Consider the following 14,400-nt stretch of genomic DNA (forward strand, 5'->3'; position numbering starts at 1 on the left):
TAACTCTAAGTCATATTTGGCTTAGAGTTTTTTTATTTTCAAAATTTACATGATAGATTGTGGTTTCAATTACATTTCATAAAAATAAAAACACTGTTTTTCAGTGCTTTTATTGAGCTGATACTAAAAGGATCTATTAAATTAGTATAGTAAGAATATATTATTACCAATTATGATGGAATTGATAGAGTGATTAAAATAAAGCTGGAATAAGAGTAATAAGCATTATCATGATGACTACGATATTAAAGAGTCTGTTAATACTCCGATCACTAAGTTTTCCGCTAAGTAATGCGCCAAGATTTCCTCCAATAAATGCAGCAGGAATGATTACCCATAAGATATTTAAATCATATGCAAATACATTCGAAAAAATTAAAGTTGTAACTAAATTTGAAACTTGTGAGAATAAAATAGAAACGATAGAGTAGGTCGTTGCTTCTTTGATTTTTAGAGGGAAAATCAGTAAAAGAAGAGCGACATTGAAAGGTCCTCCCCCAATTCCTAGAAATACAGATACGGTCCCAAGAGACAGTCCACATAAGAAATAAAGAGTATTGAGTTGTTTATTAAACTGAATGTTTAAACGTCCTAAGAGTAAAACGCCAGATAATAAAATAATGAGTAGGAAAGCTTGGAGTTGACCTGTATTTTCATTTCCAATAATTTTAAAAGAAAATTGTAAAACCCGCTGTCCGAGCATTCCGCCTAAGACGGAGCCGATAGACAAAAAAGTAACATTTCGAGCGTTAATTTTGATGCCGTTTTTAATTTGGCGCGCTGTTGAAGAAAGTGCCATAACAAGGACAGCCACGCTAGAATAAAATACGATTTCAGGCAGTGAGTGAAATCCAAGTAGGGACAGCAGGGGTTTGATGATTAATCCACCGCCCATGCCACTGATTGCTCCAATCACATTTGCTATGATAATGATAAAAGGATAGAGAAAAAATTGTAAAATATTCATACGAACAGTATAACATAAAAAAACAACAAACGAAATTAATTTTCGTTTGTTGTTTTATTTTAAAATAATTGACAAATATTTTCGTTTTCGCTACAATAGGATTATCTAAAATATAAAAACGCTTTCAAAAGAAGGCGGAGGAGGAAATATGGATACACTTTCCATTGGAATCATCATTGTTCTTCTGGTCTATACAGCCATTGGTGTACTAGATCAGATTTCTATTCAAATCGGTCCTTACACGCCACTTTTTGCAGCTGCATTTACAGGGTTTGTTATGGGAGATCTTACAACAGGACTTCTGGTCGGTGCAACGCTACAGTTGATGACACTTGGAGTCGCAACTTATGGTGGGGCTACTGTTCCTGATTTTTTAAGCGGAGCTATTATGGGAACAGCCTATGCCATTCTTTCAGGTAAAGGTGTAGAATACGGCATTGGTATCGCTATTCCGATTGGACTTTTGCTCACACAAATGGATATTTTGGGTCGTATGGTTAATTTATTCTGGCAAAAGCGAGCAGCCAAATTTGCTGAAGTCGGCAATGCTCGGGGTGTGGAAATGAGCAACGTATTTGGAATATTTTCGTGGACATTATCACGGATGATTCCAGTATTTATTGGTCTTTATTTCGGAGAGCATGTTGTTAATCTTATTAATGAAGCAATACCTGTTTGGGTAATGAATGGGCTAAAAGCGGCAGGAGCAATTCTTCCTGCTATGGGTATTGCAATTTTGCTTCACTACCTCCCGATTAAAAAATATTGGTCTTATTTTATTATCGGTTTTGCCTTAATGGCTTACTTTTCTGAGACATTTTCAGTGCTGGGAGTCGCTCTTATTGGACTTGCACTTGCTGGTATCGCGGTAATCAATCAACAAAATAAAGTGAAAGAAGCTGCAGCGCCACAACCTGTAGCTGCTACAGCTACAGGATCAGATTTATCTGATAATCTCTACGCAGATGAGGAGGTCAACTTCAATGACTGAACAATATAATAAACCAGAAATCACAAAAAAAGATTTAAAAAAAGTTTACATTCGCAATCTCTTTGGTTTCCAATGGGGATGGAATTATGAAAGTATGCAAGGTCTAGGCTATGCCTACACCATTATGCCAGCTTTACGTCGCCTTTATGGTAACAATAAAGAAAAAATGGCTAAAGCCTTGAAAACACATATTGGCTTCTTTAATACAACACCAGCCATGAGTCATCTGATTATTGGTGCGAATATAGCTATGGAAGAAGAACTCAATGAAACAGATGAAGAAGCAGTTATCGGTCTTAAAACGGGTTTAATGGGGCCATTTGCTGGTGTCGGGGATACGCTTTTTATTGCTATCTACCGTGCTGTGGTCTTTTCAATGGCGGCTTACTTAGCTCAAGCAGGACAAGTTGTTAGCTTAATTATTCCTTTGATTATTGGACTGGCTGTACTCGTCGTGCGCTGGAAATTCCTTCAGATTGGTTATGCACAAGGTAAAAAAATTGCTGTTGGTTTTGCATCACAAATGAAAGTCTTGACTGATGCAGCAGCTATTCTTGGTTTGACCGTGGTAGGGGGCTTAATTCCTTCTGTGATTACCTATAAACTTGAACTTTCCTATAAAATGGGCGAAGTAACAATGAATGTGCAAGAAATGTTGGATAAAATTCTACCAGGGCTTGTGCCACTTGCAATTGTCGGACTTAGCTACTGGCTTCTAGGTAAAAAGAAGATGAACTCTACACGCTTGATTTTTGTCCTGATTGCTTTGGGTATGATTTTAGGAAATTTACAGCCTATGTTAAATGCTGTTGGTAACCTCTTTAACTAGTAGAATTTTAATTGAAAGAAGAATGAGGAAATAGTAAAATGATTATACATGCAAGGGTAGATGAGCGTTTGATTCATGGGCAGGTTGCTGCCGTGTGGTTAAATGTAGTTAATGCAGAGCGACTCTATGTGGCAAATGATAGTGCATGGAAGGATGACATGGTTCTCGGTGCATTGCAACTGGCAAAACCAGCGGGGAAAAAATTGACCGTGTCCAGTGTTCGTCGTGCAATTGTGAATTTTAAGGAAAATCGCTTTGGTGATGAACGTGTTTTTGTTTTAACAAAAACAATTGGTGATATGAAAGCTTTAGTTGATGCTGGCGTATTGGATGAATTTAATGTAGGAAATATCTCTAAACAAGGAGAAGATGCAGTTCAAATCAAAAAATCTGTATTTTTAACGCCCCAAGATATTGCACAGCTCAGGGAACTAACAGAAAAAGGAACAAAAATTACTGCTCGTATGGTACCAGGTGAAAGTGACGTCTCCATTATGAGTATGATTGATGATAAATAGAAAAAGGAAGTACTTATGAATATCAGAATGGAAATCAAGCAAAATTATGAAGCGCTCAACCAAAGTCAAAAAAGGGTGGCGGATACTTTTTTGCGACATCCTGATGTTTTGACTATGAGTATTGCTGAAATTGCAGCACAGTCGGATACATCTGCTTCCGCTATCACACGGTTTGTTCGTAAATTTGGCTATGATGGTTTGGATACATTTAGGATTGCCATGGCACAAAGTTCTCATACTGTGGCTTCAAGCGATATCATAGAGATTGATCCCATTGTCCAAAAAAATGATGACTTATCAATGATTATTGATAAGGTTGCTGTTATGCTCTCCACGACGGTTTCAGATACTGCTAATTTTCTAGATGAGAAAGTGATACAAGATGCTATTTTTGCTTTGAAAAAAGCGAGGAGAATTTATCTTATTGGTGTAGGTTCATCAGGTGTCATTGCTTATGATTTGGCTCACAAATTTAACCGTGCTGGTTTTCTGGCTTTGCATAGTTGGGATGGGCATATGGTGATGGAAAATTTGGCTTACCTCAATGAGCAAGACGTTGTTTTAAGTTTTTCTTACTCTGGAGAAACAAAAGAAGTGTTAGCTGCTTTAGATATTGCGCGTGAACGTGGTGCTCAATCTTATATTATTACTAAAAATCAGTCAGATGAACTGAGTGGGCGTGTGAGTGGTGTGATTGCAATCCCTACAACAGAGCACTTGTTACGGGTAGGCGCGATTGCTTCTTTTGAGTCATCATTTCAAGTAGCTACAGTGTTATATCTCGGTGTTATTGAAGAGATGATTGGACCGAAATTGACGGAGCGTATGAAGGAAACGGCTGAAAATATAAAAAAAATTAAATAAAGCGAGAAAAAATTGAATAAAATTGAGAATTTATCTACAGAAGGACGTAATCCGAATTCCATGAATTTAGACCAAGTTTCGACTTTAGAAATGGTTAAAATCATGAACAATGAAGATGCGAAAGTAGCAGCGGGGATTGCAGCTGTATTACCTGAAATTGCTCGAGCTATTGATCATGCTGCTGAACGTTTCGCGGCAGGCGGTCGTATCATTTATATAGGGGCAGGAACGAGTGGCCGGTTAGGACTTTTGGATGGTGTTGAATTAACGCCAACTTACAGCGTTCCCGCCACACGGGCTTTTGGAATTATCGCAGGAGGGGACGAAGCAGTTTACAAGGCTATTGAAGGTGCCGAAGACTCTCGTGAACTAGGATTAGCTGATATAAAAGCAGTTGAGCTAACGCCTCAAGATATATTGATTGGGTTATCTGCAAGTGGCCGGACGCCCTATGTTTTGGCAGCGTTGGAATATGCCAAAAAAGTGGGCGCACTGACGATTTCAGTATCTGCAAATCCAAACAGTGAAATGGCTGCCGTAGCTGATGTAGGGATAGATGTTGCTGTTGGTCCTGAAGTTATTACAGGTTCAACCCGTATGAAATCAGGAACTGCACAAAAGATGGTGCTCAATATGATTTCTTCAGGAATTATGGTTAAAACAGGTAAGGTTTACCAGAATTTGATGATTAACGTCCAAGCGACAAATGAGAAATTAGTGAATCGTGGGATTCGTATCGTTTCTCAGGCGACAGGCGTGAGTTTCGAAGAGGCAGAGAAGGTCTTTTACGAGTCTGGGGAGCGTGTTAATGTCGCAATTTTGATGCTGGAATTAAATGTTTCAAGCATTGAAGCTAAAAAGTTACTTAAGGAAAAAGATGGGAATATTGCCAATGTTATCCGAGAAAGCAAGTAATATTTTTAAAATGTTGGAAGCTGCAGTAGTTCGGGAAGATACACCTGGCTTTGCGGCTTTTTATATGGAAAATCAAGACAGTCAAACAGTATGTGGTGGGACAATAGATTATGATGAGGGAGTCACGTCATCGTCCCTTTATGACATGGCTAGCCTAACTAAAGCGGTCGGGACAACAACGCGTATCCTTCAACTCATAGACCGCGAAGAAATATCTCTTTCAGATTCGATTGGCCATTTTTTTCCTGTGCTTACAGAGTTGAAAATAACAATCGAAGACCTTCTCTTACATCGTGCGGGATTTCCTGCGGACTTCACAGATAAAACAGACTTTTCACAAGACTTTTTTTGGAACTTTTTGAAGAAAACTGACCTCCCTTTGCCTAATGAAAGGTACACGATTTACTCTGACATTGGTTATTTACTCCTGGGAGAAATCATTGAAAAAATAGACGGTTGTGGACTTGAGGAGAGTTTTCGCACTCATGTCTTTGAGCCTTTGGGTATGGTATCGACGACCTATTTTCCAAATGAAAGTTCTGCTGTACCGACAGAGATTACGCTATCTCGAGGTAAGATTAAAGGTATTGTTCACGATGGGAAAGCCTATCTCTGGGAAAAAGAAGCAGGTCATGCGGGACTTTTCAGCACGATTGGAGATTTAGAAACTTTTGTTAGAGCAGTTTTTTCAGGGGATATTTTATCTGATGAGCTGTTAACGACTTTGCAGACACTCGAGGTTTCGGGGCGGACACTAGGCTGGCTTTCTCGTGGTGCTGGGCAGCTCTATCATACAGGTTTTACGGGAGGTGTAATATGTTTAGATCTTTTACAGATGCGTGCTTTAGTTGTGCTGAGTAATCGAACATATCCTAATCGGGAAAACAAGAGTTATATTTGTGTTCGCCAAGATATAATAGAAAAATTTTTTGAAAGTGAGATTTAGGAAAGATTCCAAGATACTTTAGCTTTATGAGATAAAATAAAAAAATCTGCATTGAAGCAGATTTTTTATCACCGAATTTCCATAATATCCTCAAGCCCCAAACGAAAGCTTGGTTGGCCAGTTTCCTCAGAAGTTCCAAAAGGGATGATGAGTTCTGGACGGTATTTTTTATCGACGTTGAGAATCTCATTGATTTTTTCTGTGCGTTTATAGCCAAGGACAACATTGGCCTTATAACCTTTATCATAGATGGCATAGAGCAAGTTCATTGTGACAAGGCCAGTTGTCATAGACATATAGGTATTGAGATATTCAGAATCAAAGCTATTTACATAAGCTTGATAGCGTTGGGTGAAACGTTCAATGTCAAGACTTGACAGCTCGTCACTTCCACGCTCGCTAATAAGTCTAAGGCGTTCGGCATATTGACTGTCCGCAAAAATCATGATCAAGCCACCTGCTGTTTCAATCTGCTCATGGTTTGAAGGATTGACTTCTTTTAAAAGTTCGGCTTTGGCTTCAGTTGAATCAATAACGACAAAGTGCCAACTTTGTATATTGATGCCTGAAGGGGCTAAACGGGCTATTTTAATAATGTCTTTAATCTCTTCGAGAGGGACTTTCTTTTTATCAAACTTTTTGACCGCATGGCGTGAGTGAGCTAATTTTAAATATTCCATTTCTTTCGCTTTCTACTTTTTACTAGAGCTATTTTAGCAAATAAACATCGAAATCACATGAATTGAAAATGAGGATAATATGGTAAAATGGAAGAATGGAAAATACGAAAAAAATAGCTGAATTGCTAAAGATTAAAAGTTCACAAGTTCAAAAAGTACTTGAACTTACAGCAGAAGGTAACACAGTACCTTTTATTGCCCGTTATCGTAAAGAAGCTACAGGAAGCTTAGACGAAGTTGAAATCAAAAAAATTATTGACGAAAATGACAGCCTGACAAAACTTTCGGATCGTAAAACAGCGGTTCTGTCCAAGATTGAGGAGCAAGGAAAATTAACGGATGCGCTTAAGACTCAAATAGCAGCGGCTGAGAAGCTGTCCGAAGTTGAAGACCTTTATCTTCCTTATAAAGAAAAACGTCGCACAAAAGCCACAGTGGCGAAAGAAAACGGTCTCTTCCCTCTTGCGCAACTCATTGTTAAAAATACACCAAGTCTTGAAGAAGAAGCAGAGAAGTATACGAATGAAACTTTCGCTACGGCAGCAAAGGCACTTCAAGGTGCGATGGATATTCTGGCAGAGGCGATCTCTGAGGATGCTAAATTGCGGAGCTGGCTTTTGAGTGAAGTGAAACAAAACAGTCTCTTAGAAAGTCGTCTGAAAGAGCAAAGCCTTGATGAGAAAAAAGTGTTCCAAATTTATTATGAATTTGCGGAGAAAATCTCTGAACTTCCAAACCACCGTGTGCTTGCTTTAAATCGTGGCGAAAAGATGGGCGTTCTTTCTGTGAAATTTGAACATAATGAAGATAAGATTTTACGCTTTTTTGAAAATCGTTTTGCTGCGCGAAACAACAAATATATGAGTTTAGCTATTAAAGAAGCAGTGAAGAAAAAGCTGCTTCCAGCGATGGAACGTGCAGTGCGTGCCGAATTAACAGAAAAAGCTGAAGATGCAGCTATCGAAGTGTTTGGTGAAAATTTGAAAAACCTGCTCTTGGTGGCACCGCTTAAAGGGCGTACAGTGATGGGCTTTGACCCTGCTTATCGTACAGGAGCAAAGCTTGCCATTGTTGATGCGACAGGTAAACTCTTGACGACAACTGTCATCTACCCCGTAAAACCTGCCAATGCGAGTCAAATCGCCCAAGCCAAGAAGGATTTAGCAGCGCTTATTTCTAAATATAAGGTTGATATGATAGCTATTGGTAATGGAACAGCCAGTCGTGAATCCGAAGCATTTGTGGCCGAAGTCTTAAAAGAAAATAGCCTGTCTGATGTCTTTTATGTCATCGTGAGTGAATCTGGGGCTTCTGTTTACTCGGCTTCAGAGTTGGCGCGTGAAGAGTTTCCGGACTTGACGGTAGAAAAGCGTTCGGCTATTTCCATTGCAAGAAGGCTGCAAGATCCTCTGGCTGAGTTAGTGAAAATAGAACCAAAAGCTATTGGTGTAGGGCAATATCAACATGATGTTGCAGAGAAGAAACTTACCGAAAACTTGGACTTTGTTGTCGAAACTGTGGTCAACCAAGTTGGTGTCAATGTAAATACGGCCAGCCCTGCGCTTCTTTCACATGTTGCTGGTTTTAACAAAACCTTAGCCAATAATGTCGTAAAATTTCGCGAGGAAAATGGAGCGCTCGCGAGCCGTGTACAGTTGAAAAAAGTCCCTCGTTTAGGTGCGAAAGCTTTTGAGCAGGCAGCGGGTTTCCTTCGTATTCCTGATGCAAAGAACTTTCTTGATAATACTGGAGTCCATCCAGAGTCATATAAGGTGGTCGAAAAATTACTTGAAACACTTAATATAGCTTCTCTCGATGCGAATTCCGCAGCAATTTTGAAAAAAGTAAATATTGTGGAAATGTCAGAAAAACTTGGTGTTGGTCGCGAAACGTTGACAGATATTATTGCTGATTTGACAAAACCAGGACGTGATTTACGTGACAATTTTGATGCACCAATCTTACGTCAAGATGTTCTTTCCGCGAGCGATTTACGTGTGGGCCAAAAACTTGAAGGAGCAGTGCGTAACGTTGTCGATTTTGGTGCCTTTGTGGATATTGGTATTAAAAATGACGGATTGATTCACGTTTCTGACTTGAGTAAAAACTTTGTGAAAAATCCTCATGAAGTTGTTGCTGTCGGACAAATCGTAACCGTTTGGGTAAAATCCATTGACCAAGAGCGCGGTAAGATTAATTTAACTTTGGTTGAGCCACGTGAACAATGAGGAATTAACAGACCATGTGCGTCAACTTTCTGTAGAGAAATTTGCGCGTCCATTTCTGCATACTGCCCAGTGGAATAGTCGTCTACGCAGTACGGGAGGCCGCTTTTTTCCTAAGGATATGCATTTGGATTTTAACCCTAAAATGGCAAATCGAGCAGAGTTTGATGGTATTATTCTCCATGAGCTGGTTCATTATCATCTCTATGCCCAGAAAAGAGGTTATAAGCATAAAGACAGGGAGTTTAAGGATTTACTTGCTCAAGTAGGAGGTTTACGTTATGCTCCATCGATAAGAGAGGCTAAACATACTTATGTGTGTCAAAGCTGTCAGCAGATTTATCAACGTCAACGTAAAATTGATCTAAAAAAATATGCCTGTGGTAAATGCCGAGGGAAACTAAAAGAGCAAGGATAATTTCTTGTTCTTTTTTCTTTGCTCTTTTTAGTGTTAATTTCGTTTTTTTCTCGTATTAGTTAGTGAAGGATTTATCACGATTTTTAAGGAGAGAGACGATTGAAAAGTAAAAAAAAGATGATGATGTTTTTAGGATTAAGTTTGCTACAAATACTTATTGCTGTGTTTATAGTTGTGAAAAGAGAGGACTTTATTTATCTATTACCCGCAAAAGAGCCACAAGTATTAAGAGATTTAGCCTATGACAAGGACAAACGCTTGGGCTACACCATTCACATCAAAGAAGAAGGAAAGTTGGTGCCCTATCTGGTGCTCACGAAAAATTACATTAATCAAGGCAATGTCTTGTTGCTTCGCAAATACCTGCTAGATCCACCCATGTCTTTTCGAGATGGCTGGAAGGAAGCTTATTATGGCCACAGTATACCGGATGCCTTTATGCACAAGGACTTTATCAAGCGTTTGTCTAAAGGTATACAAGAAAATATTCCTCTCACAGAGCTAGGGATAAAGCCTTCAGAAGAAAATGCAGGAACGGGGCACATAGAAAAAATAAAGCGGCAACTTTTCTTGCTTTCGGACGTTGATGTAGGGAATTATAAGCATAGAGTTCGTTTTGAAGATGACCGTAACTTAATGTATTTTAAGCGAAAAGGGGGAGTAAAGGAGGATAGGCTAGCTTATTTAGAAGGGGATTCTACCCCTTATAGCTGGTGGCTCCGTACGGCTTTTGCGACAGCCTCCACAGTAGTTAGCGCAGTTAACTACGAGGGAATGTTATCAGGCGGGGGCGTAGTCTACCCCGCTCATGTCCGTCCAGCCTTCACACTTCCACCAGAAACAGAGGTGGAGGAGAAAGAAATCAATGGGCATAAGGAATATGTGCTTAAAATAGATAAGTAAAGAGGTCGGGGTAAAAATTAACATTGGACGCCTTTCGCTTAAAGTTTTAAAAATAAAATCGCTCACCAATGCATGTAAGAATATCGTGTTCCAATATCTTTTTTCTTGACGAAAAAATTTGCATGTCGTAAGAAAAAAGCGTAAAATAGAAAAAATATATTTTTATGGGGGCTCTAATCTAATGCTTAATTCAGAAACCATTGCTTTAATGCCGAAAGTTGAACTTCATTGTCATCTTGATGGTTCACTCAGTTTGCCTTGTATTAAGCAGCTGGCTAATAACATAGGGTACGATTTAAATATGAGTGATGATGAAATACTGAATTGTGCACAAGCGCCAGAAACAACTCAAAGTCTTTTAGAATATCTGGAGCGTTTTGACTTCGTTCTTCCGTTACTACAAAGCTATACTAATCTTGAGCTGGCAGCTTATGATGTGGTTCGTCAAGCTGCTGAGGATAATGTCAAGTATATTGAAATTCGCTTTGCACCTGGTCAGCATCTGGAAAAAAATCTTGAACTTGAAGAAGCTGTAGAAGCTGTTATTGCTGGTGTTTCTCGTGCTGAAGAAGACTTTGATATTGTCGCAAATGTTCTCCTTTGTGGTCTTCGTCAGGTGCCAATCGAGCGTTTGGATAAGTTGGTTCCGCTTTTTGATGAGATAAACGATGAACATTTGGTTGGCTTTGATATGGCAGGCGATGAGGTAAATTACCCTCAAGTAAAATTTAAAAACTTGCTGGATAAGGTGACATGTCGTGGGGTACAAGTCACACTGCATGCAGGAGAATGCCCTGGCTGTGAACAAAACATTATTGATTCTGTCGAGATGGGAGCAACACGTTTGGGACATGGCATCATGACGAAAGAGCTTCCAGACTATCAACATGTTTTGATAGAGTTGGGTATCGTTTTGGAAATGGCACCAACCAGTAATTTTCAAACAAAAGCTATCCGCCATCTTGAAGAATATCCTTTTTTAGAATTGTATAAGAAAGGTCTTCATGTAACCATAAATACTGACAATCGCACAGTAAGTAATACCAACTTGCAAAAGGAATATGAGAAAATTGCAGCGTGGTATGATTTTCAAGTGAGTGATTTTGAAAGAATCAATCATTATGCTATTGATGGTGCCTTTATTAGTGAGGAAGAAAAAGAAACTCTCCATCAGCGGTTTTCTATTGAGTATGCCCAAATAAAAAAAGCTGAGTAACATCAGCTCTTTTTAATGAAGCAAAAGAACGAAAGTAAAGAAAAGAAGAAAGCCACCAAAAAACAAGCTTATTACATCTTGTCTTCTTTCGTTTTTCTGAAAGGCATGATAAAGCAACAGTCCTATCAAACCACCAGAGGTATTTGTGATGATGTCGGTTATATCGGTGGCTCCGATGCCGAAAATAAATTGAAGAATTTCGACAAAAAGACTGACAAGGAAGATTGCCCCCCATTTTCCAAAAAAGCTCCGTTCTGAAAAGCGGCCCATAAAAAAACCGAAAGGGATAAAAATAAGGACATTAAAAAGGATTTCTAAACGTCCACCAGAAGCATCAAAAGGTGACACATTTAGGCTGCGGGAAGGGAATAAATGGGCTGTATTTATCGTATGTGCAATGTCAAATTTAAAAAGAATCCCCCAAAATAGAAATAGAAGATAATAAGCAAAGATAATTTTGGAGAATTTATACATGAAAGCCCTCAGATATTTAAACGTTTTTTATCCTTAATTATAGTAAAATAACTGAAAATAAGCTTAATGCGCCTAGAATAGCAAATAAAAAACCACATCTTCTGATGTGGTTTTTGTATTATTTTTCATCAGGTGTCATAATCATCGGAACGATGAGTGGACGACGTTCAGTTTGCTTATAGAGGAAAGGAGCCAGTGCTTCACGCATCGCGCGTGCAACGACAGCTTCGTTAACATTTTCTGTATTGAGCATGGCTTCACGGATAGCGTTGAAAAGTACACGCTGACCGTTACGGATTAAATCCCCAGACTCTCGCATGTAGATAAATCCACGGCTTAACATATCAGGGCCTGCAAGGACTGTTTTATTTTTGAAATCTACAGTGGCAACAGCCAGGACAATACCATCTTCAGCAAGCTCATGACGGTCATGAAGCACTGCATTACCGACATCACCAATACCTGAACCGTCAACATAAGTATCCGCAGCAGGGAAATGATCAGCATAACGTGCTGAATCAGCAGTTAGGGCAAGAACATCACCATTTTCAAAAATGAAACAATTTTCTTTAGGGACACCAGTATCCTGGGCAAGTCCCGCATGAATTTTTAACATACGGTACTCACCATGAACAGGCATGAAGTATTTTGGTTTAATCAAACGGAGCATTAATTTTTGTTCCTGTTGACCTCCATGACCGGAAGTGTGAATGTTATTCATCTTACCATAAACTACGGTTGCGCCAGCTTCAGTGATTGTGTTGGCCAACTGGTTTACACCATGTGTGTTACCAGGGATTGCATTAGATGAGAAGACAACGGTGTCTCCCATTTGCAGTGTGATATGGCGGTGCATACCATTGGCGATACGGCTTAGAGCAGCCATTGGCTCACCTTGAGAACCTGTACACATAATGAGCAGTTCACTTGAATTGTATTGATTTACTTCATTTGGCTCAATGAAAGTCCCTTTAGGGGCTTTAATATATCCAAGTTCAAGGCCGTTAACGATAGCTTTTTCCATAGAGCGACCGAAGACAACAATCTTGCGTCCAGTTTTCACAGCGCCATCAACAGCTTGTTGTAAACGGAAAATATTTGAAGCAAAAGAGGCGAAAATAATGCGTCCTTCAATGCGCTCAAAAATCTTCATGATGTTTTGACCAACAACTTTTTCAGAGTGAGAGAAAATTGGAATTTCGGCATTGGTTGAGTCTGAGAGAAGAAGCAAAACGCCTTCTTCACCAAGAGCGGCCATGCGGTGCAAGTCAGCAGGTTCACCAACGGGTGTAAAGTCAAACTTGAAGTCACCTGTAGCTACAACCTTACCTTGAGGTGTTTCAACAACAATTCCCAAAGGTTCTGGAATGGAGTGGGTTGTGCGGAAGAAGTTAACACTTAAGTTGTTAAACTTAATTTCGCTATCTGCATGGATTTCAAAGAGTTTTGCATCACGCAAAAGACCATGTTCTTCCAATTTTCCACGAATTAAAGCAAGGGACAAAGGACCTGCATAGATAGGGATATTGGCCTGCTTAAGCAAAAAAGGGATACCACCGATGTGGTCTTCATGTCCGTGGGTAATGAAGAGACCCTTGATACGATCGATATTTTCGACAATGTAACTATAATCAGGGATAACATAATCGACACCCAAGAGGTCATCTTCTGGGAATTTTATACCGGCGTCGATGATGATAATTTCATCTTGATATTCGACACCATAGGTGTTTTTACCGATTTCGCCCAGTCCGCCAATGGCGTAAACTGCGACTTCTTCGGAGTTAATTTTTAATGGTTTAATCATTGTTTTCTTTCTATACATATTTGTATGACAAAATCACTTTAGAGTTGTGACTTTCGTCCCTTTCTAAAGTGTTTTGCAGTAAATCTTTTGATGATGCGGGTTGCAAGCATCTTCTTTTAATTAAAAGCTTGTAATTTCAAGGCCACCGTTTTCTTTTTCATATTCAACGGCTTCGTCTGATAGTGAATCGATAAATTCAACGTGATAGTCTGTGTTTGCAGCCAAAAGTTCGCGTGCTAAGATAACACCTTCACGTGTATCTGTAACATCGAGGTCAAGGTAGAGAACCTTGGTTGTTTCACGACGTGGTGAACGAGTTTTGTCTTCTTGGTAAAATGCTTTGAAAATCATATTATATTTGAGCGAATAAAAATTCGCCTTCCTTTCTTTTGTTTCCGAGTGTTTCAGTTTTACAGTTACTTCCATTTTAGCATAAAATGGGAATAATGAAAAGTAAAGGTTTATAGAGCCAAAGCATTTACAGCAAGAAAAGCTTTTTCAAAGAAGTAAAAGACAGACAAAAAATTAAGCAAAATTAATGGTACTACTTTGTCATAACTAAATAAAAATTTAAAATAGCAAATCGAAAAATTTCAAGACATATAAAAAATGTTATAATAGATGCTATCGTATACTTCTAGATGTTA

The 14,400-nt window shown here is 39.0% G+C and carries 15 protein-coding genes; 10 read left to right on the plus strand and 5 right to left on the minus strand.

The window, feature by feature from the left end:
• Positions 1-193: 193 nt before the first annotated feature.
• Positions 194-967 carry a sulfite exporter TauE/SafE family protein gene (locus KJS37_RS07115; RefSeq protein ID WP_096369013.1) on the minus strand — a complete coding sequence of 258 codons (774 nt, stop codon included), beginning with the start codon at positions 965-967 and terminating at the stop codon, positions 194-196.
• A 148-nt stretch (positions 968-1,115) separates the two neighbouring features.
• Here KJS37_RS07115 and KJS37_RS07120 point away from each other — a divergent pair, with 148 nt between their 5' ends.
• Genes KJS37_RS07120 through KJS37_RS07145 form a run of 6 tightly spaced genes read left to right on the plus strand, consistent with a single transcriptional unit; the run spans position 1,116 to position 6,030 of the window.
• Complete coding sequence (locus KJS37_RS07120) at positions 1,116-1,958, plus strand: PTS mannose/fructose/sorbose/N-acetylgalactosamine transporter subunit IIC (RefSeq protein WP_165711896.1); 843 nt, start codon at positions 1,116-1,118, stop codon at positions 1,956-1,958.
• Positions 1,951-2,787, plus strand: a complete 837-nt coding sequence (locus KJS37_RS07125) for a PTS system mannose/fructose/sorbose family transporter subunit IID (RefSeq protein ID WP_061414255.1) — start codon at positions 1,951-1,953, stop codon at positions 2,785-2,787. Before KJS37_RS07120 ends, KJS37_RS07125 begins: the two co-directional genes overlap by 8 nt.
• 38 nt (positions 2,788-2,825) lie before the next feature.
• Positions 2,826-3,305 carry a PTS sugar transporter subunit IIB gene (locus KJS37_RS07130; protein WP_213496605.1) on the plus strand — a complete coding sequence of 160 codons (480 nt, stop codon included), beginning with the start codon at positions 2,826-2,828 and terminating at the stop codon, positions 3,303-3,305.
• Positions 3,306-3,320: 15 nt separating this feature from the next.
• Positions 3,321-4,169, plus strand: a complete 849-nt coding sequence (locus KJS37_RS07135) for a MurR/RpiR family transcriptional regulator (RefSeq protein ID WP_165713529.1) — start codon at positions 3,321-3,323, stop codon at positions 4,167-4,169.
• A 12-nt stretch (positions 4,170-4,181) separates the two neighbouring features.
• Complete coding sequence (gene murQ / locus KJS37_RS07140; RefSeq protein WP_213496607.1) at positions 4,182-5,084, plus strand: N-acetylmuramic acid 6-phosphate etherase; 903 nt, start codon at positions 4,182-4,184, stop codon at positions 5,082-5,084.
• Positions 5,085-5,094: 10 nt separating this feature from the next.
• Positions 5,095-6,030, plus strand: a complete 936-nt coding sequence (locus tag KJS37_RS07145; RefSeq protein ID WP_244851372.1) for a serine hydrolase domain-containing protein — start codon at positions 5,095-5,097, stop codon at positions 6,028-6,030.
• Between the two features lie 68 nt (positions 6,031-6,098).
• Here KJS37_RS07145 and KJS37_RS07150 read toward each other — a convergent pair whose 3' ends face one another.
• On the minus strand, positions 6,099-6,710 hold the full coding sequence (locus tag KJS37_RS07150) for a nitroreductase family protein (RefSeq protein WP_213496610.1): 612 nt from the start codon (positions 6,708-6,710) through the stop codon (positions 6,099-6,101).
• A gap of 95 nt (positions 6,711-6,805) precedes the next feature.
• On the opposite strand from KJS37_RS07150, the gene KJS37_RS07155 reads away from it, so the two are divergent.
• The 4 genes from KJS37_RS07155 (at position 6,806) to add (ending at position 11,472) form a co-directional block, all read left to right on the plus strand.
• Positions 6,806-8,938 (plus strand): Tex family protein, encoded by a 2,133-nt coding sequence (locus tag KJS37_RS07155; RefSeq protein WP_213496611.1) that lies wholly within the window; start codon positions 6,806-6,808, stop codon positions 8,936-8,938.
• Entirely contained in the window at positions 8,919-9,353 is a 435-nt protein-coding gene (locus tag KJS37_RS07160; protein ID WP_213496613.1) for a SprT family protein, read from the plus strand. Before KJS37_RS07155 ends, KJS37_RS07160 begins: the two co-directional genes overlap by 20 nt.
• A 99-nt stretch (positions 9,354-9,452) precedes the next feature.
• The gene (locus KJS37_RS07165; RefSeq protein WP_213496615.1) at positions 9,453-10,256 is read left to right on the plus strand and encodes a DUF6273 domain-containing protein; all 804 of its coding nucleotides are present in this window, start codon (positions 9,453-9,455) and stop codon (positions 10,254-10,256) included.
• Between the two features lie 181 nt (positions 10,257-10,437).
• Complete coding sequence (gene add, locus KJS37_RS07170) at positions 10,438-11,472, plus strand: adenosine deaminase (RefSeq protein ID WP_165711906.1); 1,035 nt, start codon at positions 10,438-10,440, stop codon at positions 11,470-11,472.
• 12 nt (positions 11,473-11,484) lie between these two features.
• Here the strand turns inward: add and KJS37_RS07175 are convergent, their stop codons facing one another.
• The 3 genes from KJS37_RS07175 to KJS37_RS07185 all read right to left on the minus strand — a co-directional run bounded on the left by KJS37_RS07175 (position 11,485) and on the right by KJS37_RS07185 (position 14,104).
• Positions 11,485-11,946, minus strand: a complete 462-nt coding sequence (locus KJS37_RS07175; protein ID WP_213496617.1) for a VanZ family protein — start codon at positions 11,944-11,946, stop codon at positions 11,485-11,487.
• 118 nt (positions 11,947-12,064) lie between these two features.
• The gene (gene rnjA, locus KJS37_RS07180; protein ID WP_014025424.1) at positions 12,065-13,753 is read right to left on the minus strand and encodes a ribonuclease J1; all 1,689 of its coding nucleotides are present in this window, start codon (positions 13,751-13,753) and stop codon (positions 12,065-12,067) included.
• A gap of 120 nt (positions 13,754-13,873) precedes the next feature.
• The gene (locus KJS37_RS07185; RefSeq protein ID WP_017369648.1) at positions 13,874-14,104 is read right to left on the minus strand and encodes a DNA-directed RNA polymerase subunit epsilon; all 231 of its coding nucleotides are present in this window, start codon (positions 14,102-14,104) and stop codon (positions 13,874-13,876) included.
• Positions 14,105-14,400 lie beyond the last annotated feature (296 nt).

This window comes from Lactococcus formosensis (assembly GCF_018403745.1).
GTDB lineage: Bacteria > Bacillota > Bacilli > Lactobacillales > Streptococcaceae > Lactococcus > Lactococcus formosensis.

Coding starts and splice junctions, on each gene's coding strand:
- KJS37_RS07115 (WP_096369013.1), bottom strand. CDS start 967: ATGAATATTTTACAATTTTTTCTCTATCCTTTTATCATTATCATAGCA.
- KJS37_RS07120 (WP_165711896.1), top strand. CDS start 1,116: ATGGATACACTTTCCATTGGAATCATCATTGTTCTTCTGGTCTATACA.
- KJS37_RS07150 (WP_213496610.1), bottom strand. CDS start 6,710: ATGGAATATTTAAAATTAGCTCACTCACGCCATGCGGTCAAAAAGTTT.
- KJS37_RS07130 (WP_213496605.1), top strand. CDS start 2,826: ATGATTATACATGCAAGGGTAGATGAGCGTTTGATTCATGGGCAGGTT.
- add (WP_165711906.1), top strand. CDS start 10,438: ATGCTTAATTCAGAAACCATTGCTTTAATGCCGAAAGTTGAACTTCAT.
- KJS37_RS07155 (WP_213496611.1), top strand. CDS start 6,806: ATGGAAAATACGAAAAAAATAGCTGAATTGCTAAAGATTAAAAGTTCA.
- KJS37_RS07145 (WP_244851372.1), top strand. CDS start 5,095: ATGTTGGAAGCTGCAGTAGTTCGGGAAGATACACCTGGCTTTGCGGCT.
- KJS37_RS07185 (WP_017369648.1), bottom strand. CDS start 14,104: ATGATTTTCAAAGCATTTTACCAAGAAGACAAAACTCGTTCACCACGT.
- KJS37_RS07175 (WP_213496617.1), bottom strand. CDS start 11,946: ATGTATAAATTCTCCAAAATTATCTTTGCTTATTATCTTCTATTTCTA.
- rnjA (WP_014025424.1), bottom strand. CDS start 13,753: ATGATTAAACCATTAAAAATTAACTCCGAAGAAGTCGCAGTTTACGCC.
- KJS37_RS07135 (WP_165713529.1), top strand. CDS start 3,321: ATGAATATCAGAATGGAAATCAAGCAAAATTATGAAGCGCTCAACCAA.
- KJS37_RS07125 (WP_061414255.1), top strand. CDS start 1,951: ATGACTGAACAATATAATAAACCAGAAATCACAAAAAAAGATTTAAAA.